Source organism: Actinomadura sp. NPDC048394 (genome assembly GCF_040651755.1).
GTDB classification, from domain to species: domain Bacteria; phylum Actinomycetota; class Actinomycetes; order Streptosporangiales; family Streptosporangiaceae; genus Spirillospora; species Spirillospora montaniterrae.
In genome coordinates this window covers 36,656-57,585 of record NZ_JBEZJL010000045.1, presented here as the reverse complement: position 1 = coordinate 57,585, position 20,930 = coordinate 36,656, and the positions used below count along the sequence as shown (strand labels likewise).

Annotated in this window: 15 protein-coding genes; 8 read left to right on the top strand and 7 right to left on the bottom strand. The window is 74.5% G+C overall.

Features of this window, described 5'->3' with window-relative positions; all coding sequences use genetic code 11:
• Positions 1 to 10 precede the first annotated feature (10 nt).
• The 3 genes from AB0C78_RS30030 to glf are packed head-to-tail and all read right to left on the bottom strand — an operon-like array spanning position 11 to position 4,280.
• Positions 11 to 898: an ABC transporter permease gene (locus AB0C78_RS30030; protein ID WP_360754231.1), complete on the bottom strand. Its 888-nt coding sequence runs from the start codon at positions 896 to 898 to the stop codon at positions 11 to 13.
• Entirely contained in the window at positions 895 to 3,108 is a 2,214-nt protein-coding gene (locus tag AB0C78_RS30025) for a glycosyltransferase (protein WP_360754228.1), read from the bottom strand. The genes AB0C78_RS30030 and AB0C78_RS30025 overlap by 4 nt, the downstream gene beginning before the upstream one ends.
• Positions 3,105 to 4,280, bottom strand: coding sequence for a UDP-galactopyranose mutase (gene glf, locus AB0C78_RS30020; RefSeq protein ID WP_360754225.1), 1,176 nt, complete (start codon positions 4,278 to 4,280; stop codon positions 3,105 to 3,107). The genes AB0C78_RS30025 and glf overlap by 4 nt, the downstream gene beginning before the upstream one ends.
• Before the next feature lie 228 nt (positions 4,281 to 4,508).
• Between glf and AB0C78_RS30015 the strand changes: the two genes are divergently transcribed.
• The 3 genes from AB0C78_RS30015 to AB0C78_RS30005 are packed head-to-tail and all read left to right on the top strand — an operon-like array spanning position 4,509 to position 10,243.
• Positions 4,509 to 5,867, top strand: coding sequence for a hypothetical protein (locus AB0C78_RS30015; protein WP_360754223.1), 1,359 nt, complete (start codon positions 4,509 to 4,511; stop codon positions 5,865 to 5,867).
• Positions 5,864 to 6,808 (top strand): glycosyltransferase, encoded by a 945-nt coding sequence (locus AB0C78_RS30010; RefSeq protein ID WP_360754220.1) that lies wholly within the window; start codon positions 5,864 to 5,866, stop codon positions 6,806 to 6,808. Before AB0C78_RS30015 ends, AB0C78_RS30010 begins: the two co-directional genes overlap by 4 nt.
• Before the next feature lie 57 nt (positions 6,809 to 6,865).
• The gene (locus tag AB0C78_RS30005) at positions 6,866 to 10,243 is read left to right on the top strand and encodes a hypothetical protein (RefSeq protein WP_360754217.1); all 3,378 of its coding nucleotides are present in this window, start codon (positions 6,866 to 6,868) and stop codon (positions 10,241 to 10,243) included.
• A gap of 77 nt (positions 10,244 to 10,320) precedes the next feature.
• Here AB0C78_RS30005 and AB0C78_RS30000 read toward each other — a convergent pair whose 3' ends face one another.
• Both AB0C78_RS30000 and AB0C78_RS29995 read right to left on the bottom strand, forming a co-directional pair.
• Complete coding sequence (locus AB0C78_RS30000; protein WP_360754215.1) at positions 10,321 to 11,415, bottom strand: glycosyltransferase; 1,095 nt, start codon at positions 11,413 to 11,415, stop codon at positions 10,321 to 10,323.
• A 248-nt stretch (positions 11,416 to 11,663) separates the two neighbouring features.
• Positions 11,664 to 13,097, bottom strand: coding sequence for an LCP family protein (locus tag AB0C78_RS29995; protein WP_360754212.1), 1,434 nt, complete (start codon positions 13,095 to 13,097; stop codon positions 11,664 to 11,666).
• A gap of 136 nt (positions 13,098 to 13,233) precedes the next feature.
• On the opposite strand from AB0C78_RS29995, the gene AB0C78_RS29990 reads away from it, so the two are divergent.
• The 4 genes from AB0C78_RS29990 to AB0C78_RS29975 all read left to right on the top strand — a co-directional run bounded on the left by AB0C78_RS29990 (position 13,234) and on the right by AB0C78_RS29975 (position 17,520).
• Positions 13,234 to 14,175, top strand: a complete 942-nt coding sequence (locus AB0C78_RS29990; protein ID WP_360754209.1) for a DUF6177 family protein — start codon at positions 13,234 to 13,236, stop codon at positions 14,173 to 14,175.
• Between the two features lie 115 nt (positions 14,176 to 14,290).
• Entirely contained in the window at positions 14,291 to 15,031 is a 741-nt protein-coding gene (locus tag AB0C78_RS29985) for a VC0807 family protein (RefSeq protein ID WP_360754207.1), read from the top strand.
• Between the two features lie 29 nt (positions 15,032 to 15,060).
• The gene (locus tag AB0C78_RS29980; RefSeq protein WP_360754204.1) at positions 15,061 to 16,059 is read left to right on the top strand and encodes a hypothetical protein; all 999 of its coding nucleotides are present in this window, start codon (positions 15,061 to 15,063) and stop codon (positions 16,057 to 16,059) included.
• A gap of 33 nt (positions 16,060 to 16,092) precedes the next feature.
• The gene (locus AB0C78_RS29975; RefSeq protein ID WP_360754201.1) at positions 16,093 to 17,520 is read left to right on the top strand and encodes a DUF1266 domain-containing protein; all 1,428 of its coding nucleotides are present in this window, start codon (positions 16,093 to 16,095) and stop codon (positions 17,518 to 17,520) included.
• A gap of 96 nt (positions 17,521 to 17,616) precedes the next feature.
• Here the strand turns inward: AB0C78_RS29975 and AB0C78_RS29970 are convergent, their stop codons facing one another.
• On the bottom strand, positions 17,617 to 18,096 hold the full coding sequence (locus tag AB0C78_RS29970) for a hypothetical protein (protein WP_360754199.1): 480 nt from the start codon (positions 18,094 to 18,096) through the stop codon (positions 17,617 to 17,619).
• On the bottom strand, positions 18,093 to 19,853 hold the full coding sequence (locus tag AB0C78_RS29965; protein WP_360754196.1) for a MinD/ParA family protein: 1,761 nt from the start codon (positions 19,851 to 19,853) through the stop codon (positions 18,093 to 18,095). Before AB0C78_RS29965 ends, AB0C78_RS29970 begins: the two co-directional genes overlap by 4 nt.
• A 227-nt stretch (positions 19,854 to 20,080) precedes the next feature.
• Between AB0C78_RS29965 and AB0C78_RS29960 the strand changes: the two genes are divergently transcribed.
• Positions 20,081 to 20,905, top strand: coding sequence for a hypothetical protein (locus AB0C78_RS29960; RefSeq protein ID WP_360754193.1), 825 nt, complete (start codon positions 20,081 to 20,083; stop codon positions 20,903 to 20,905).
• Positions 20,906 to 20,930 lie beyond the last annotated feature (25 nt).

Genomic DNA, 20,930 nt, shown 5'->3' with positions numbered 1-20,930 from the left:
CGTGCCCGGCTCACAACTCGTCCGCGAACCGGCGCTGGAGCCGGCTGAAGATCTGCTGGCCCAGCGCCAGCAGCACCACGGCGAACACCATCAGGATCCCGGCGTCCCTGGTCAGGTGTTCCGGGAACACGAACGTCCGGGGCGTCGTCGGCCACCAGAAGGCCCGCTGGAACAGCAGCACCCCGGTCGCGATCGGATTGGCGAGGTACAGGCCCACCGCCCAGTCCGGCGCCGTCTCCCGCACCACCGTCCACGGGTAGATCATCGGCACCGACCACGTGACGACGAGGGTGGCGATGTCCACCACCTTGTTGGTGTCGCGGTAGAACACGTGCATCGACGCGCAGATCAGCCCGAGCGCCATCGCCAGCGTCGCCACCAGCACGAATCCGAGCAGCGCCGAGCCGATCGCGAGCAGCGACGGACTCCAGCCCCAGGCGATCGCGACACCCAGCACGATCACCACCCCGGGCAGCAGGTGCACGAACGACACCAGCAGCGAGGCCACCGGGAACAGCTCGCGCGGCAGGTACACCTTCCGCACCAGCGGCGCGTTCCCGAGCACCGAGTGCGTCGTGTTGATCAGGGTCTCGTTGAAGAACGACACCAGGATCAGCGCGGAGAACATGAAGATCGGGAAGTGGTCGACCCGCTTGCTCATCCCGAGGAAGATCCCCGAGACGAAGAAGAACACCGCGAAGTGCGCGGCGGGCCGCACGTACGACCAGCCGAGCCCCAGCACGGACCCCTGGTAGCGCTGGCGCAGCTCCCGCCGCACGATCAGCCGCAGCAGGTAGCGGCGGCGGAACACCTCCGCGAGGCCGCCGCCGCGACCGGGCTCGACGAGCTCCGGATCGTCCGCGGCGGCCCCGGCGGGCGCCCCCGAGGCGACGGTCACCGCTCCCGCACCGCCCTGCCGAAGGTCTCCCGCCACTCCTCCTGCGAGGTCAGGGCGGGCAGCGCCTCCTTGTACCGCTCGCTCAGCGACGCCCAGTCCTTGCCGAGCCGCGCGTGCAGCGCCGACGCCCGCCGCATCAGCGACCAGAACCGCTGCGGGTCGCGCTGGTACCAGGCGACCTTCGTGCCGTCCGCCGACGACACCAGCGCGCTGTTGAACTTCGTCAGCAGCCACCACGTCTGGTCGACGTGCGGGACGACCGCCTCCGGGTGCTGCTTCGGGTGCTGGCCCACCGGCTTGATCTGCCGGGCCGCGCCCATCAGCGCCGTCTGGAACATCGCCCGCCGGTTCTTCGGCGGGACGACGTCGCGGCCCTTGCGCGGCGGCTTGCGGCGCCGGACCGCCGGGAACTCGTCCAGGTCCGCCTTGGCCTGCGCGTCGGGGAACTCGGCCCGCAGCTGCCGCAGCTCGCCCATCTTCGTCACGATCGACGGGTGCAGGTCCTCCGGGCCCTTCAGCGCGTCCTCGATCGCCAGCAGCATCAGCTCGGCGGTCGAGTACTGCATCGCCAGCGCGTGCTTGATCGTGATGAACAGGCTCTCCTTGAGCATGTTCCCGCCCCGGTCGTACGGCGAGTACATCAGCGCCGTGATGATCCGGTTCCGCTCGGTGAAGTACGCCTGCCAGTCGGTCATGACGTCCTTGGAGTGCCACGGCACGTGCCAGACCGCGGCGCCCGGCAGCGACACCGTCGGGAAGCCCGCCGCCTTGGCGCGCAGCCCGTACTCGATGTCGTCCCACTTGATGAAGTACGGCAGCGACAGCCCGATCTTGCGGATGACCTCGACCGGGATCAGGCACATCCACCAGGCGTTGTACTCCACGTCCGCGCGGCGGTGCAGCCACGGGGTGTGCCGCAGCGGGTTGTGCGCCAGGTCGTGCGACATGTGGGTGTGCGCGGCCGGCACCATCCACCAGCGGTAGCGGGCGATCGACTCGCCGAACACGTGCAGCACCGACCGGTTGTACAGGTCGAGCATGTGGCCGCCGACCAGCATCGGGCCGCGGGCCAGGTCGGCGAACGTCACCGACCGCAGGATGCCCTCCGGCTCCAGGATGACGTCGTCGTCCAGCAGCAGCGAGTAGGTGCTGCGGCCCGCCTCCACGGTCTCGTGCATGACCCGCGCGAAACCGCCGGAGCCACCCAGGTTCGCCTGGTCGATGACGCGCAGCCGGTCGCCGAGCGCCTGCGCGGCGGCCGGGAAGTCCGGGTGGTCCTCGATCCGGTCGGTGCCCTGGTCGACGACGACGATCTCGTCCACCACGTCGAGGACGTCGCCGGCGGCGGCCAGCGCGGTGAGCTGCTCGACGCAGAACTTCGGCCGGTTGAAGGTCGTGATGCCGATGGTGGCGGTGCCCGGCGCGGTCCGGTCGGTGACCGCGCACCACTCCGCGCTGTCCAGCACGGCGGTGCGCCCGTCGGCGACGATGTCGAACCAGTACCAGCCGCCGTCGATGAACGGGGCGAGCGGCAGGTCGACGGTCTCCTCGACGGAGGCGTCGGAGTCGATGTGCAGCGACTTGATGCGCTCCAGGTGGCCCTTGCCGGTGGAGCGGTAGATCAGGATGGTCGCCTCGCCGCGGGCCCGCACCCGCAGCCGGACCTCCTCCACCGTGCTCCAGCGGCGCCAGTAGCCGGCCGGGAACGCGTTGAAGTAGCTGCAGAACGACACCCGGGTGCCGGACGGCACGACGATGCTGCGGCGGCCGATGATCTCGGCGCTGTCGTCCTGGGAGGCGGGCCGGTAGCGGCCGCTGCGCAGCGCGTCGCCGTCCTGCTCGGCGCGCACCTGCTCGGCGGCGCTGCTCAGGTCGGCGGCGCGGCGGCCGAACACCGCGTTGCCGTCCACGTAGAGCTTCAGCACGTCGAAGTCGCGCTCGGCGGGCATCACGACGCGGTGCAGGACGCGCAGGCCCGGGCCCGCCGCGGCGGTCTCGTCCTCGCGCAGGCCCTCGGCGTGCTCGTCGCGGCCGCGGTCACCGGACGGCGCGCCGTCGGGGCGCTCGTCCGGACGTTCGCCGGGCCGCTCGTTCGCGGCCGGTTCCAGGTCGGCCGGATCGGCCGGGGCCTGGTCCGCCGCGGCCTGCTGGACGAGGGTCCACTCGTCCGCCTCGCCGGCGGCGCCGGTCTCGGGAGCCTGCTCGGTCATGCGTCCACTCCTCCGCTGATCAGCTGCGCGCCCTCCGCGAAGTGGGGCCGCAGCCCGTTGTCGACCATGCCGAGCGCGCTCGCGATCGCCATGTGCATGTCGAGGTACTTGTAGGTGCCGAGCCGCCCGCCGAAGAGCACGCCGTCCTCGCGGCGGGCCATCTCGCGGTAGCGCAGCAGCCGCGCCCGGTCGTCGGCGGTGTTGATCGGGTAGTACGGTTCGTCGCCCCGCTCGGCGAACCGCGAGAACTCCCGCATGATGACGGTCTTGTCGTCCGGGTAGTGCCGCCGCTCCGGGTGGAAGTGCCGGAACTCGTGGACGCGGGTGTAGGGGACGTCCTCGTCGGCGTAGTTCATCACCGGGGTGCCCTGGAAGTCGCCGGTCGGCTTGACCTCCATCTCGAAGTCGAGCGTGCGCCAGCCGAGATCTCCCTCGGCGAACCCGAAGTAGCGGTCGAGGGGGCCGGTGTAGACGACGGGGACGCGGCCCACGACGTCGTCGCGCATGTCGAAGAAGTCGGTGTTCAGCCGCACCTCGATGTTGGGGTGGTCGGCCATCCGCTCCAGCCACGCGGTGTAGCCGTCGACCGGCAGCCCCTCGTGGGCGTCGTTGAAGTACCGGTTGTCGAAGGTGTACCGGACGGGCAGCCGGGTGATGATCTCCGCGGGCAGGTCGAGCGGGTCGGTCTGCCATTGTTTCGCGGTGTAGCCGCGGATGAACGCCTCGTACAGCGGCCGGCCGATCAGCGAGACCGCCTTCTCCTCCAGGTTGCGCGGTTCGCGTCCGGCCAGCTCGGCGGCCTGCTCGGCGACGAGCGCGCGCGCCTCGTCCGGCGAGAACGCGCGGCCGAAGTACTCGCAGATGGTGCCGAGGTTGATGGGCATCGGGTAGACGCGGCCCTTGAACGTCGAGTAGACGCGGTGCTGGTACCCCGTGAACTTCGTGAACCTGTTGACGTACTCCCACACGCGCTCGTTGGAGGTGTGGAACAGGTGGGCGCCGTACCGGTGGATCTCGATACCGGTCTCCGGCTCGTCCTCGCTGTAGGCGTTGCCGCCGATGTGGTCCCGGCGCTCCAGGACCAGCACGCGCAGGCCGAGTTCGGTCGCGCAGCGCTCGGCGACGGTGAGGCCGAAGAACCCCGAGCCCACCACTACAAGATCGACGTTCACGGCCCCCATCTTTCTCCGCGACGCCCGCCGGGCCCGCGCTGATCCAACCTGCTTGCGTGGAAGGAGTTACTTGCGAACTTTAAGGTGATTAGTAGTGTTGCGCGGCTAAGATACCGGCGCCGCGACCGGGATGGGACGGGAACCGTCCAGGTCGAGCGGTCGTACCCGCACGTCTTCCGCGCCCGCCCGCCCCGGGCGCGCGAGCCCCACGCGAACAGGAGCCCGCAGGTGGCAGAGGCCCTCGACGGCACCCCGCCGACCGTCTATCTGCACATCGGAGCGCCCAAGAGCGGCACCACGTTCCTCCAGGGCGTGCTGTGGAACAACACCGCCGCGCTCGCCGAAGCGGGCGTGCTGCTGCCCGGCGGCTCGTTCGCCGCGCAGGTGCGGGGCATGCGGGACCTGCGCGGGCTGGAGCCCGAACCCGGCGAGCCCGACGCCGACTGGCACGGCGCCTGGGACGGGCTCGCGGCGGAGGTCCGCGCGTCCTCGGCCCGGGTCGCCGTCATCTCCAGCGAGGTCATCTCGGCGGTCGACCCCGCGGGCGCCGCGCGCGCCGTCGCCTCGCTCGCCCCGTGCGAGGTGCACCTGGTCTACTCCGCCCGCGACATCGCCGGGCTGCTGCCGTCGGAGTGGCAGGAGTACGTCAAGCACCGGTTCCACTACGACTTCGACCTCTGGCTCCGCGAGGTGGTCGACGGGCCGCGCGACCAGGGCGCCGCCGAGTGGTTCTGGAAGGTGCACGACATCCCCGAGGTCATCGGCCGCTGGGCCCCGCATGTCCCGCCCGAGCGGGTGCACGTGCTCACCGTGCCGCGCTCCGGCGCGCCCCGCGACCTCCTCTGGCGCCGCTTCGCCGCCCTCGTCGGCATCGACCCGGACGTCGCGGACCTGTCGGACGTGCGCAGCAACGCCTCCCTCAGCCACACCGAGACCGAGTTGCTCCGCAAGATCAACAATGCGGTCGGCGAAGAGGCGCCGATGTGGCTCTACCACCGGTACGTCACCAACCTGTTCGCGCTGGAGGTGCTGCCGGGCAAGGGCGTGCCCGGCAGGGTCGGGCTGCCGCCCGCGCGCGCCGAGTGGGCCGGGAAGAAGGCGCACGAGCTGGTCGAGCACATCCGCGCCGCCGGCTACGACGTCGCCGGCGACCTCGACGAGCTGCTGCCGCCCGACACCGGCGGCGCCGCCCCCGCCGAACCCGCGGCCGCCGACATCGCCGACGCGGCCGCCGCGGGCATCGTCGGGCTGCTGGACCGGATCGGCGCGCTGGAACGGGAGATCGAGGAGCTGCGCGAACGGAACGCCGGGCAGCGCAGGGAGCTCGACGCCCTGGTCGAGGAGATGCACCGGCAGCGCGCGGAGCAGCAGCAGACCCCGCTGCCCAAGCTGATGGCCCGCGAGCTCAGCGAGCGGAACCCGGCCGTGTGGAAGATGCGGGTCGGCTACTGGCACCTCGTCGAGCGGCTCCGCGGCGTCGAGCAGCCGGACGAGGACGCCCCGCGGGAGGAGGGCCCCGAAGGCGCCGAGGCCGCGCCCGAGCCTCCGCCCGTGCCCGTGCTGTCGCGGCGGGGCGACCCGCGATGAGCGGCCCCCGGGTCGTCGCCGTCGTCGTCACCTACAACCGGCGTGACCTGCTCGCCGAGGCGCTGACCGCGCTCGGCGGCCAGACCCGGCCACCGGACGCGGTCATCGTCGTCGACAACGCCTCGGCCGACGGGACGCCCGCCATGGTCCGCGACCGGTTCCCCGGCGCCGACCTGGTCGAGCTGGCCGGCAACACCGGCGGCGCGGGCGGGTTCGCCGCCGGCCTGGCGCGGGCGCTGGAGCCCGGCGCCGCCGCCGACCCGGACGCGGAGCCCGACCTGATCTGGCTGATGGACGACGACACGGTCCCCGAACCGGGGGCCCTCGCCGCCCTCCTCGACGCCCGGGACCGCGCCCCCGAAACCCCCGCCCTCGTCGCCAGCCGGGTCGTGTGGACCGACGGACGCGACCACCCGATGAACACGCCGCGGGTGAAGCCCGGCGCGTCCAAGGCGGAGCTGGCCGCCGCCGCCCGGGCCGGCTGCACCCCCATCCGCTCCGCGTCGTTCGTCTCGGTGCTCGTCGACGCCGCGCTCGTCCGCGAGCGCGGGCTGCCGGTGGCCGACTACTTCCTGTGGAACGACGACTTCGAGTTCACGACCCGGCTGCTGCGCGGCCGGACCGGGCTCTACTGCCCCGCGAGCGTCGTCGTCCACAAGACCAGGACCTTCGGAGGCACGGACGCCGACCCGGGCGACCGCTTCTACTACGAGGTCCGCAACAAACTCTGGCTGTTCACCCGCAGCCCTGGCCTCGCCCCCGCCGAACGCGTGCTGTACGCGGGGTCGTCGCTGCGGCGGTGGGCGCGCACCTACGCCAGGTCGCAGGACCGCGGCACCCTGCGCAGGGGCCTGCGGAACGGGCTGCGGGACGGGCTGCGGCGGGCGCCGCGGCCGACCGACGAGGTCATCGCGGCCGCGATGCGTCGATATGATCCGTGACGGCGCCGGCGCAGTGCGCGCCGGCCGACAGCGAGCAGGGCCGACGGGAGGGCGGGTGTGACTCCGAAGGGGACACCGGACGACGAGCACGACGGCGACCGTCAGGACCAGGCCGGTCCGGGACGGGCACCGGCGCCGCCGCCTCCGGGATGGCTCGGCCAGGGCACGCCCCCGCAGGGCGCGCACCTGCTGCCGGAGCCCGCCGAGCAGCCGCCGCCGTTCGGGGAGCCGCTGCCCGAACCGCAGGACGACGAGTCCGACCGGACGGTCAGCGACATCGACATCAGCGGCACGATGCGCACCCAGGTGTTCTCGCCGGGCGACCAGGCCGCCGGCGGTGCCGCCGGGCCCGCGCCGCTCCCCGCGTTCCCCGGCGCGCCCGGCCAAGGCGGCGCCGGCCAGGGCGGCCCCGGCTCGGGCGGCGCCGAATCCGGTGGCGGGGTCGGCGACCAGACGATCCTGGACGCGTCCGAGTGGCTCGGGAAGACCGGTGCCGGCGCGGACGAGGACGACGAAGCCGACGTCACCCGCGTCGAGCGTCCCGGCGCCCCGAAGCCGCCCGCCGCCCAGCCGCCCGCGCCGCAGTACTCCGCACCCCTGCCGCCCGCCGCCCAGCCTCCGGCACCGCAGCCGCCCGCGCCTCAGCCTCCCGCGCCGTTCCCCTACGCGCAGGACGTCCCGGGCACGCCCGCCGCGCCCGCCCCTGAGCCGTTCCCGTGGGCTCAGGAGATCCCGGGCACCCCGCAGGCCGCGCTGCCGCCCACGCCGCAGGCCCGTCCGGAACCCGCCGCGCCGGTGCAGCCCAGCGCGCCGGAGCCGTTCCCCTGGGCGCAGGAGATCCCGGACGACAAGCCGAACCCTCCCGCCCCGGAGCCGTTCCCGTACGCGCAGGAGATCCCCGGCGCGCCCCCGTCGCCCGCCCCCGAACCGTTCCCCTACGCGCAGGAGATCCCCGGCGCGTCCCCGGCTCCCGAGCCGTTCCCGTACGCCCAGGAGATCCCCGGCGGCGCCGCGGCGCTGAACCCGTCCGCGTACCCGCAGGAGGCGGCGCCGCCCGCGCCGCAGCCCGTCTCACCGCCCCCGCCGATCGACGAGCCGTGGCGCACCACCACCGGCGGCGGAGGCAAGCGCCGCGGCGGCTCCGGCAAGAAGATCGTGCTCGGCGCGGTCGGCGGGCTCGTCGCGGCCGCGCTCGTCGCGGGCGGCGTCTACGCCGTGTTCCTGCGCGGCGACTCCGGCGGCGACGGCGGTGACGGCTCGGCCGGCGGCGCGCGCCTGGCGGGCAGGCTGTTCGCCCCCGACCCCGGCGCCCGCGCCGACGGCCGCGACCAGCAGCTCACCGGCGTCGCGGCGTCCGGCGGCACGGTGGTCGCGGTGGGCGGCGAGTCCGACCCCGACGGCGGCCGCGGCGTCTTCCTGGTGTCCACCGACGGCGGCCGCTCCTTCAAGGCGGCGGCCGTGCAGGGGACGGGCGGCGCGGGCGAGGTGCCCGATCAGGTCGCCGGCGGCCCGAACGGCTGGGTCGCGATCGGCTCGCGGCCCGGCGGCGGCGCCGTGTGGACCAGCCCGGACGGGAGGTCGTGGACGCGCGAGCCGGACCGCGCCGGCGACGTGTTCGGCGGCGGTTCCCGCGTCGCCCGGGTGGTCGCGACCGACAAGGGGTTCCTCGCCGTCGGCGAGCACTCCCGCAAGGGCGACTTCAGCGACTCCGTCCCCGCCGCCTGGCTGTCCCAGGACGGCCGGACCTGGCAGGCGCTGATCGGCGACCAGGTCGGCATCCCGGTCCGCGGCACGGTCGTGCTGGACGAGGCCGCCTCCTACGGCGGCGTCATCCTGCTGGAGAGCGTGCACACCCCGAAGCCGAAGAAGCCGTCGTTCCGGCGCGTGTGGACCTCCTCCGACGGCGGCCGCACGTGGGCGCCCGCGAAGGTCCCGGCGCCGAAGGACACCCACGGCCTGGTGATCGGCGGCGGCAAGGCCGGCCTGCTGGCCGTCCGCGAGGCCGGCTCCGGCAAGTCGGCGTACGGGCAGGCGTACACCTCCACCGACGGGACGCACTGGAAGCAGGGCGGCAAGCTCCAGACGTCCGGCTACCAGCGGGTCGAGCGGCTGCTCGGCACCGAGAACGGCTACGTCGGCGTGGTGGTGCGCGGCCGTGACGTGCTGGTGTCGCGCTCCGCGGACGGCGGTTCGTGGCAGGACGCGGGCACGCTGCCCGCGACGGCCGGCCGGACGCTGCTCGGCGCGTCCGCCACCGGCCAGGAGACCGTGCTCGTCGGCCGGGACCCCGGCAACGGCGACGGCGACCCGCTGCTGGCGGTCCGGAGCGCGAACGGCACCGAGGTGCCGGTGGACGCGTCGAAGATCCCCGGTGCGTTCGGCAGCGACCAGGCGGTCACCTCGGTGGCGGCGCAGGGCGGCCGGGTCGTCGCGGCCGGCAGCACCGGCGGCGACGCCGCCATCTGGACCAGCGCGGACGGCGCGTCCTGGGCACGCGCCCGGTTCTCCGGCGGCGTCGCCCGGCCGGGCCTGCAGCGGCTGAGCTCCGTCGCGGCCGGCGGGAAGGGCTGGGTCGCGGTCGGCGACGGCGGCGGCCCCCAGCGCAAGCCGCTGGTCCTGGCCTCCGCGGACGGGCAGCTGTGGGAGCAGGCCGACACCGCCCCCGCCTTCGCCGCGGCGGGCCGTCCGCTGGCGACCTACGGCGCCGCCGCGGGCCCGTCCGGCTACGTCGTCGTGGGCGAGGACGGCACGTCCGGCGCGGTGTGGTTCTCCACCGACCTGCGGAACTGGCAGCGGGGCGGCGGTGTCGGGCGCAACGACCTCACCGCCGCGCCGAAGGCGAACCGGTGGCTGCGCGCCGCGGCCGCCGGGACGTTCGGGTTCGTCGCCGTCGGCGGCGTGCAGGACCCGAGCGTGCGGAACGGCCCGTCGCAGCGTCCCGCGGTGTGGACCTCGGCCGACGGCCTCAAGTGGAAGCTGCAGCAGCTCCCGCTGCCCGCCGGGGTGCCGGGTGGCTGGCTGACGCAGGTCGCCGCCAAGGGCGGCACGCTCGTGGCGCAGGGGAACCCGGGCGAGGGCACGCAGGCGGCGCCGCTGAGCTACGTCTCCACCGACGGCGGCAAGACCTGGCGGGAGAGCGCCCTGCCCGGCGCCGGCGCGCAGGGCCCGGCCCGGGTGTCCGCCGTCGCCGCCACTCCGCAGGGCTTCACGGTCACCGGGACCACGGGCAAGGCGGGCTCCGCCGACGTCGTGACGTGGACGTCGGCGAACGGCACGGGCTGGAAGGCCGAGACGCCCGGCGGCGACGTGCTGGCCGGGACCGGCACGCAGGAGATCACCGGGCTGGCGGCGTTCAAGAGCACGCTGATCGGCGTCGGACGCTCCGCCGGGGCCTCCGGTGAGCAGCCGGTGCTGTGGAGCCGTCCCGACTCCTGACCGGACCGTCCCGTGAAAGGGCCCGGCGCCGATGTGCGGCGCCGGGTCAGCCTTTGCGGGGGTCGGCCTTTGCGGGGTCAGCCTTCGCGGGGGTCGGCGGCGGCGGGGTCGTGCGAGCCGTAGCCCGGCCAGATGTCGTAGCCGGTCTGGACGTCGTCGTCCGGGCGGGCGTGCCTCGGCCGGTACGCCGACGTCTCCGGGACGGTCATCGTCGGGTCGGGGGCGGACGCGACCGGGTCGCGGAGGGTCACGGTCGGGTCGGGGACGGGCAGGCTGGGCAGCCGGGCCGCCGCGTTCGCGGCCGCTGCCTGGGCGGCCTCGGCCGCCTTCGCCGCGTTGCGGCGCGCGCCGTACGGGGCGACGAACGTCCGGTAGAAGGGCCGCCGGATCGCGGTCGGGACGAGGCGGTAGCCGCCCCGGACGACGACGTTGCGCACGTACTGGCGCCGCGAGATGAAGCCCTCGGTGAGCATCTCGCGCTGCAGCCGCAGTTCCGACCGGAGCAGCGCCCGGCCGCCGCGGCGGTGGTAGGCGCCGTCGCCGACGCGGTAGTAGACGAGCGGTTCGGCGACGTTCACCAGCCGGGCGCCGGCGGCGATCATCCGGACGAACAGCCAGTAGTCCTCCATCAGCGGCAGGTCGCCGTAGCCGCCGGCGGCGATGACGGCGCTGCGCCGGTAGACGACCGTCGGATGGTTGAACGGGTCGTGCAGCCGCGAGTAGCGGACGATGTCGGTGGGGTCGCTCGGCGGGATGCGGCGGCCGACGACGTCGGCGGTGTCGCGGCCGAACTCCAGCAGCCCGGCGCCGACCAGGTCGGCGCCCGCGCGCACCAGCGGGACCTGCAGCTCGAAGCGGTGCGGCATCGCGATGTCGTCGGCGTCCATCCGGGCGACGATGTCGTGCCGGGCGGCCTGCAGCCCCGCGTCCAGCGCCGGGCCGAGCCCGCGGTTGACCTCCAGCGGCACGAACGTCACCTCGACCGGGCTGCCCGCCACGAGCTCCTTCAGCGCGGCCAGCAGCTCCGGCGGGACCGGGCCGTCCTGGACCAGCACCACCTGGTCGGGGCGGAGCGTCTGGTCGTCGACGGCGCTGCGGAAGGCGTCCCGGACGTACTCTTCCCGGTCACCGCCGTAGACGGTCATCAGAAGGGTGAAGGGTTCGGGCTGCATCGGTCCGTTTCCGGGTGAGGCCGTGACGGCCTTAGGAGCGCGAGCCGCGGGGAGGCGTGGCTCCTCAGGGGGTGGTCGGGCGGTCGGGGACGGGGGGCTGGGACGGGGGGCGGGCGGAGGCACCGTCGTTCATGTGACGCTTTGGTGTGGTTGATGGTTGCGCGCCGCCAAGATACCGGTGTGGTGGAACATCTGACGATGGAACGTGCCCGCCGCGGTCCGGCGGCGCCCGATCCGGCGCGTCCCGGTCAGGTCTGCGCGCATACGTCGCGGTCGGCGCGGATCTCGCCGGCCACCTTCGGCAGCGCCGGGCCGCCGCCGCTCAGCTTGGCGCCGTCCTTGCCGATGATCAGGTAGACGTAGCCGGGCTTGGCCTTGGCCGAGAGGGCGGGCGGGTGGCCGGGGACCGCGATCGCGGCCCGCGCCGCCTGCCGCTCGGCGCCCGCGCCGTAGAGGATCCGGGTCTTGGCCGCGGCCTTGACGGTGCCGACCTTGACGACCTTGAAGCCGCGCTCGGTGAGCTGGTCGGCGGTGCGCTGGGCGAGGCCGTGCTCGCTGGTGCCGTTGAAGACGCCGATCCGGACCTGGGCGGGCGGGACGGGCTGGACCTTCTGCTGCGCGGGCACCGGGGTCGGGGCGGGCTCGGGCGGGGTGTTGTCCTCGCGGATCGCCTGGAACAGCGGCTCGGCGAGCGCCTGGTTGAACTGGACCCGGTTCTTGTCCTTCGGGTACGCCATCGTCGGCACGGTGACGAACCGGACCTTCCCGGCGCTCATCCCCTTCAGCCCGCTCGCCAGCTTCTCCATCACCGACAGCGTCAGCTTGTCGTCCGCCTTGATCGACTTGGTGGTGGCGGACAGGAACGAGTAGGTGCGGCCCGGGTCGGTGAGCATCCCCTTGTCGGTGGCCTTCTTGACGACCGAGGCCATGAACGCCTGCTGCCGCTTGATCCGGTCGAGGTCGGAGCCGTCGCCGAGGACGTAGCGGGTGCGGACGTAGCCGAGCGCCTCGGCGCCGTGCACGACCTGCTTGCCCGCCTTGAGGTGCAGCTCGGCCTTCGGGTCGTTGATGGGCTTCGGGACGCAGATCTCCACGCCGCCGAGGGCGTCCACGACCTGCTTGAAGCCGGCGAAGTCCACCTCGACGAAGTGGTCGATGTGGATCTTGGTGAGCGACTCGATGGTGCGCCAGGTGCAGGCGGGGCCGGCGTTGGAGAACGCGGCGTTGATCATGCCGAACTGGGCCGGGACGGTGGTGCCGTTCGACTTCTTGCAGCTCGGCATCTGCACCATCGAGTCGCGCGGGAAGCTGATGCCGATCGCGCCGGCGCCGCCGGGCGAGATGTGCAGCAGGATCGTGGTGTCGGACCGCTCGCCCTGCTCGGTGCCGTACTGGGCGTTGGCGCCCTGCCGGCTGTCGGACCCCATCAGCAGGATGTTGATGGAGTCGTTGAGCTTCGCGGGGCGGTTCGCGCCGAGCTTGTCGTCGACCTTCTCGCGGTGGATCTGGCCGTCCAGCCGCCGCCAGAACCCGTACGCGGTGAGGCTGCCGCCGACGAGGACCACCGACATGGCGATCGACAGCCAGCCGAGCACGCGCCACAGGCGCCCCCGCCGCACCGGCGGTTCCGGGGGCGATGGGGCGCTGTAGTACACCGGCGGCGGTGAGGCGGCTCGCTGCATCCGTAACATTTCAGCACAGATTGGACACCGGCCACCCCCGTCACGGAAAACTCGGCCGGGACGGGCCGCGCGCCCCCGCGCGAAGGGGCCGCGCCCGCCCGGAACGCGCCGGCGAGGTGACTAGACTCCGGTGAGGATGAGCATCGTAGACGCGCTGACCGACCAGGCCATGGTCGTGCTGCAGGACCGCCCGGTCGTCGCGCTGAGCGCCTGGCTGAACCGGGCCCTCGGCGAATGCGCCGCCACCGGCCGCACCCTGCAGCTGGTCACGCCGCTCGGCTCCCGGCTGACGCTGCCGCTGCGCAGCGCCGCGTCCGGCGCCGAGCTGCAGTGGGTCGTCCGCAACGACGACGGCTACTACGAGGGCCTCACCGGGCGCCCGCTGAAGTGGGGCGGCGCGATGTTCGTGCCGGTCCCGGAGGCGCGCGACTACGCGGCCGGGTTCACCACCCGCCCGACCGCCCCGATCGGCTCGCAGCTCACCCTCGTCTACCGGATCCGGCACGGTGCCGACGGGCACCTCGGCGGGCCGGTCGAGCGGCTGCTGCAGCTGACCACCGGCAAGCTGCCCGCCGGGCTCGGGCCCGCCGAGCCGCTGGAGCACCCGTGGCGGCCCGACCGGCTCACCGAGTACGCCCGCGGCCGGTCCACCGCCCGGCTGCTCGTCGGCGGGGACGGCCCGCGCCCCGCCCAGGCGATCTGCGACTTCACCGCGACCGAGGGCGGCGGCGTCGCCGAGGTCAGCACCGTCACCGTCGGCTACGGCCCGGAGGACCCGCCGCCGCTGCAGCACCTCGGGTCGCTGGTCGGGGCGCTCGCCGCCGACCAGCCCGTCGCGTCGCTGTTCGTGCAGCTCACCCCCGGCCGCGCCGACCTCACCACCGAGCCGCGCTGGACGGGCGCGCCCGCCCCGGTCGCGCTGGCCGTCGCGGGCACCGTCGGCGGCCCGAACGGCATCCCCGGGCAGCAGGTCGGCCCGCCGCGCCAGCCGCTGACGATGTTCCCGCTGGGCGACGGCCGCTCCCAGGACGGCTGGCAGCGCCACAGCCTCCTCATGCAGCACCTCCAGTCCGCCTGACCCTCCCGAGCCGGTGACATTTGTCCTGGCGAGACGTGGACGGACGGCTCTGCCGGGCCGGGCCCGGTCCCCGCGAAGCTGGGATCACCGCAAGCGAGGACCGCAGGAGGGCCCGATGGTGATCCAGACGACGGACGCGGAGCAGCAGGCCGGCGGCGAGCAGCAGGCCGGCGCCGCGGCGCGACGGCAGGCCGTCAAGGTGCTGGCGCCGCTGGCCGTGGACGTCGCCGTCCCGCTCGGCGTCTACTACCTGGCCCACAAGGGGTTCGGGCTGGACCTGGTGGCGTCGCTGGCGCTGAGCAGCGTGGTCCCGGCCGTGCGGACCGTCGCGGGCGCCGTCCGCGACCGGGCCGTCAACGGGCTCGCCGCGCTGATGCTGGCCGTGAACGTCGCGGGCATCGCGCTCAGCTTCCTCAGCGGCGACCCCCGCCTGATGATCGCCAAGGACTCCGGGATCAGCAGCGTGATCGGGCTGTCGGTCCTGGTGTCGGCGTTCGGGGCGCGGCCCCTGATGAGCGCCGGGCTGAAGCCGTTCCTGACCAGGGGCGACGCAGCCCGGGAGGCGGCCTGGGACCGGCTGGGCTCCGGCGGCGGCCGGTTCCGCGGGCTGGAGCGCCGGTTCAGCGCGGTGTGGGGCGTCGCGCTGCTCGCCGAATGCGCCGCGCGCATCGTCGGCGCGTACACCGTCCCCGTCGAGACGATGGCCTGGCTCGGGACGGTGATGCTCGTCGGCGCGATCGGCGCCGGCGCCGTGGCGAGCGGCACCGCGACCGAGCCGATGAAGGAGCTGCTCGACGCCGAGGTGCGCGCGGAGGCCGAACGCGAGCGGCCCGTGCCGGCGCCCGTCGCGGCCTGACCACCCCTGGAACGGAAAGAGAGAAGGCCATGCGAGCGCGAGGCATCAACTACGACACCGGCTTCTTCCCCGGCGGCCGGGACAGCCGCCCCGGCTTCGACCGGGCGGACGTCCGGCGCGACATGCGCGCCATCGCCGAGGACCTGCACTGCACCGCCGTCCGGGTCAGCGGGGGCGACCCGGACCGGCTCGGCGCCGCCGCCGAGGAGGCCGCGGCCGCCGGCCTGGAGGTGTGGTTCGCGCCGTTCCCCTGCGAGCTGCCGCCCGGCGAGATGGCCGCGCTGTTCGGCGAATGCGCGGACCGCGCCGAGGCGATCCGGCGCGGCGGCGCCGAGGTCGTCCTGGTGACGGGCTGCGAGGTCAGCCTGTTCGCTCAGGGGTTCGTGCCCGGCGACGACGTGTACGCCCGTATCCAGGCGATCATGTCCGGCGACCCGGCGGTGTACGCCGCTATGGGCGACGTCCCGGGCCGCGTCAACGCCTTCTTCGCCGAGACGGTCGCGGCGGCCCGGAAGCGGTTCGGCGGCCGGGTCACCTACGCGTCCGGCCCGTGGGAGGACCTGGACTGGGGACCGTTCGACCTGGTGTCCATCGACGGCTACCGGTCCACCGAGAACGCGGCGCACTACCGCGACTGGCTGCGCGGCCACTTCCGGCACGGCAAGCCCGTCGCGATCACCGAGTTCGGCTGCTGCACCTACGCGGGCGCCGGCGACCGCGGCGGCACCGGCTGGATGATCGTCGACCGGGACGCCGAACCGCCCCGGCTGGACGGCGCCTACGTCCGCGACGAGCAGGAGCAGGTCCGGTACATGCGCGAGCTGCTGGACGTCTTCGAGGCCGAGGGCGTCGACGGCGCGTTCTGGTTCACCTTCGCGGGGTTCGGCCTCCCGCACGTCCCCGGCGACCCGGCCCGCGACCTCGACATGGCCTCCTACGGCGTGGTCGCGATGGCACCGGACGGCACGTGGCGTCCGAAAGCGGCCTTCCACGCCCTGGCCACCGCATATGGGGCACAGAGCCGATGATCTACCCGTAAGGGATGAGGTAGCGTCCCCCTCATGGAACCGGACGGCCAGCTCGGCGCGCTCGAGCGGGCCGTCGAGGGGACGCTCGCCGAGGGCGCGCTGGAGTTCGACGACGACGAGGCCGTCCTGCGGATCGAGGGCTCGCTCGTCCTGACCACCGGATGGTTCCTGTCCTGCGCGGCCGCCGGCGTCGTGCTGCTGCTGTTCGGCGCCCTGCTGTCGCTGACCGGGCTGCGCGACGCCGCGACGTGGGCGCTCGCCCCGGGCGCCGTGATGGTCGCGCTCGTCCTGGTCTTCCTGCTGGCGCTGCGGTTCACGCCGCTGCCCGCGCTCTGGCCCGAGCTGGAGCTGCGGTTCACCGAGCAGGCGATGGTGCACCGGCGGACCCGCGTCCCGTTCGACGACCTGCGCCCCGAGCACCTGGTGTGGAAGAACGGCCGGTTCTTCCGCCGCCTGTACGTCCGGCACCCGTCGCTGCGCAAGCAGCTCGCCGGGTTCTTCGACAGCGAGGAGCGGCAGGCCGAGGAGTTCCAAAGGCGGCTCTGGGAGCTGATCTCCGCGCCGGACCTGCCCGGCGTCCTCACCCACGGCAGCGACCTCACCCCGGTGCAGCGCTGGATCATCGGCGCGGGCGCCCCCTACGGCGCGATCAACGGGTTCCGGCTGGACCGGCTCGGCACCGCGCCCGGCGAGTCCGCCGCGGCCGCCGACCGGCGCACCGCGCAGGAGCTGCTGCGCGAACCGTGGGGCGCCTACGACCTGGAGCAGCTGCTCGCCGCGGTGAACTGGCTCGTCCAGGAGGGCCACCGCGCCGACTTCACCATGGACGCCGAGCTCGCCGCCCGCCCGCCCGAGCCGCGGGACCGCTACGCCGCGCTGCTCCGCGAGGTCGACGGCCTCATCGCCGCCGACCGGCTGGAGCCTCCGTTCGTGGAGCGGCTCATCGAGCTGGTCCGGGTCCGGTACGGGGACGAGGGCGCCGCGTACGCCAAGCTCGTCCCGCCGCTGCTGCGCGACGAGCCCGGCGCCGACGCCAGCGAGGAGGGCGCGGAGCTCGCCCAGTTCCTGCACCGGCTGTTCAACGACCGCGGCCACGCCGCCGAGGAGCTGCACCGGCTGGAGGCGCTCGCCGACCCGGACCTGCGCGCCAACGTCGGCCGGTTCCTGATCTGGGACTACGCGCGGGCGCTGATGCTGTACCGGTGGGGCCACATGGTCGGCTGGCTCACCGAGGAGTACTGCTGGGAGCGGATGCTGCCGCTCGCCCTGGACATCCAGCGCCGCTACACGTCCTGGCACGACATGGCGACCTGCTACCTGCAGGGACGGCTGCTGTGGTCGGGCGGCGGCGGCCGGGCGCAGGCGGAGTACGACCGGCTCGTCGAGCACCTCGCCGCGGAGCGGCGCAGCCCGTGGAACCTGGTGCCGTGGGACCTCGACCTGACCCGCGACTGGTCCTGACGCGGCCCGCCCCGGACGCCGCGCGAACCCCGCCGCGACATGCGGCGCCGGACGCCGCGCGGACGCCGCACGGCATGTGGCGCCGGGCGTGCGGGGTCAGCCGCCGATGACGCCGCCCTGGTAGGCGGCGCCGTCCGGGGCGTTCTGCGGGTTTCCGGGGACCTCCGCCGCGGCGCCGCCGCCCTCGCCGGACGCCTTCCAGCTCTGCGCCGGGGCGTCGCTCTCCCCGTCCGGGTACACCGTCCCGCCGAGCCAGTGCACCAGCGAGTCGGCGAACGTGCGGGCGACGCGCGGCGCGTCCGGCACGTCGGCGACCGCGCGGATGTCCACCCACCAGACCGGCGCGACGACCCGGGCCGCGAACTCCGCGCCCAGCAGCCGGCCGATCTCGCCCTGCACCGACACCTGCACCGCGTCCTCGATCGCGACGAGCAGCCGGCCCTCCGCGTCGTACAGCAGCGTCGGCTCCGGCTCGCCGCCGCGCAGCTCCAGCGGCTCCCCCATCGCGATCATGCCGTCGGCGACGGCGTGCACGTCGGGGCGGCGGCGCACCAGCGCGACCAGGTCACTGCTCATCGGGCCACCCCCGCGCCGAGCGAACGGGCGAACACCTCGTGCACCACCTGGATCCCCGCCATCCGCGCGGCGGCCGACACGCGGCCGAGGTCGAGCGAGCTGCCGGTGGCCAGATGCCGGTCGTAGGGCACCGCCACCACGGGCAGCCCCCACGCGGTGAGCATCTGGTGGGCGCGCTGCAGGTCCGCACCGACCTGCGGGGCGTGCGACACCATCGCGATCACGGTGCGGCGCAGCACGTCCTGCTGGTCGTTGGAGACGAACCACTCCAGCGCCCCGCGCGCGCTCAGCGCCCCGTCGACCGTCCCGGGCGTCACCAGCACCAGGCCGTGCGAACCGGCGATCACGCCGCGGTTGACCTCGGTGAGGATGCCGGCGCCGCAGTCGACGACCGTCGCCGCGACGTACCGGCTGACCGCGCTCAGCGCCGTCTCGAACGTCTCGAGGGTGAACTCGCCGGCGATCCGGCCGCCGCGCGTGGACGACAGCACCCACAGCCCGTCGGGCGTGCGGGTGAGGAACCGCGCCGCCTCCTCGAACGACTGCGGCTTCTGCCCGGCGAGGTCGAACAGCGACAGCTGCGAGCGGACGCCGAGCCGCAGCGGCAGCGACCCCAGCTCGGCGTCGGCGTCGGCGGCCAGCACCCGGTCGGTGCGGTGCCGGGCCAGCTCCGTCGCGACCAGCGCCGCCATCGTCGTCTTGCCCGCGCCGCCGCGCACGCTCGCCACCGCGATCTGCCGGGAGCTGGCCACCGACCGCTGCATCAGCTCGGCGAACGCGGCCAGCAGCCGGGCCTCGCGGGCGCCGCCGCCGACCGCCTTCAGGACGCCGCGCCCGACCCGGCGGGCCAGCGCGTCGCCGTGCTGGTTGCGGCGGACGAGGTCGGCGGGCGGGATCTGCTGGCCGGGCGCCTGGCCGGGGCCGGCGGGCTGCCCGGGCATGACCGGCTGGACGGGCGCGGCGGCCTGCGCGGCCTGCTGCTGCGCGGCGGCCGCCGGGTCGGGCCAGGCGGCCTGCTGCCCGGTCCGCTGCCCCGGCTGCGCGGCCGGGTCGGCGGCGGGCTGGACCGCGCCGAGGACCGGGTTGACCGCAGCCTCCCAGTCGAAGTCGGAGTGGATGAGCGGGTCGCCCTGCTGCTGCGCCTCAGCCGGGACGTCCGCGCCCTGCTGCGCGGCCTGCTGCTGGGCCGCCGCCTGCTGCGCGGCCTGCTGCTGTGCGGCGGCCTGCTGCTGCGCCGCCTGCTCTTGGAACACCTGCTGCTGGGCGGCTTGCTGCGCCGCCGTGGCCTGCTGCGCCGCCTGCTGGGCCGCCGTCTGCTGCTGGACCTGCGGGGACGGCACCGGATCGGGCACCACCGAAGCCGGAGCCGGAGCCGGGGCCGCGGGCTCGGGCGCCGGGGGCTCAGGGAGCAGCGGGGCCGGCTCGTCCTGGACGTCCTGCGACGCCTGCGCGACCTGCGGGAACGGCGGGGCCTCAGGGACGGGGGCCGGGACGTCCGGCTGGGCGGGCTGGGCGGGCGGCACGGGCTGGACCGGCGCGACGGGCGCGGCCTGCGGCTCCGGCTGCGCGGCGGCGGCCTGGGCCACCTGCGGCGGGACGGCCGCGGCGGGCGCCCGTTCCTGGGCAGGCCGGGGTGGCGCATCGGCGCCCCACGTGCCCTGGGCGGGGCCGGACGGCGCCGCGTCGAGGACCTGCAGTCCGCGCCGGGACGCGCCGATTTCGCGCAGTACCGCCTGCTGCCAGCTGGAGTCGGACACCTGCCTCCCCTCTCCTCGCCAAGACTACGAGACACGCGTCGCCCCACGCACCGTCGCGGGCCGGGCGGCCCCCGCGGGCGGCGTCCGGAGCCGCCGTGCACACCGGTCTCACCGGCACAGACAGCCCCAGACCGGCGATCTGCCCTGAAATCACCATTACCTGCCCGCTAGTCTTGCCGGACCTCGATCGGCACCCCGCCACGTGACACACCGCCCGGAGCGACACCATGAACCCCCCTGAATGGCCCGGTCAGCCCGGCGGGCCGGGCTACCCGCCGGCACCGCCCGGCCCGCCGCCCGGTCCGCCGCTGCCCGGTCCGCCGGGCCCGCCGATGGGCTTCCCTCCGCCACCGCAGCGCAGCGGGGGCGGCGCGCTCGTGCCCCTGCTGATCATCGGCGTGGTCGCCGTGCTCGGCATCGTGGGCGTCGGCGCGTTCTTCATCCTGCGCAGCGACGACGACAAGCCGGACCGGACCGTCGTGATGCCGACGGTGACCCACCTCAACCCGTCCACGGAGACGACCTACTCGCCCTTCCCGACGCCGACGACGTCCACCGGCGGCGGGACCGGCGACCCGTCCAGTGTCCTGTCCCGGACGATCCGGACGGCGAAGGGCAACACCTTCACCCAGGCGGGCGTCCGGACCGAGTCGTGCGCGACCCGCGCCAACGCCAAGCTCCTGACGGTGCTGCGCCGGTACCCGTGCGTCGGGCTGATGCACTCGGCCGTCTACGCCAACCCGACCAAGACCATCATCACGTCCGTGTCGATCATGACGCTGGGCAGCTCGTCCGCGGCGATCACCGTCAAGGGCGCCACCGACCAGAGCGGCTGGCCGAAGCTGCTCACCCCGTCGGACGCCAGCGGGCTCCCGCAGCCGCGGCCGAACCCGGCGTACTGGACGCGGACCTGGTCGCAGGGCCGCAACGTGATCTACGCGCAGTCGTACTGGAAGAGCGGCGGGCCGACCGGCGGCCGCACCGGCAGCGTGTTCGCGACGGCCGGTGAGCTGGGCGTCGAGGTCACCAACACCCTGCTCTTCTCGAACTGATGGAGCGTGCCGTGCGGGACCGGGA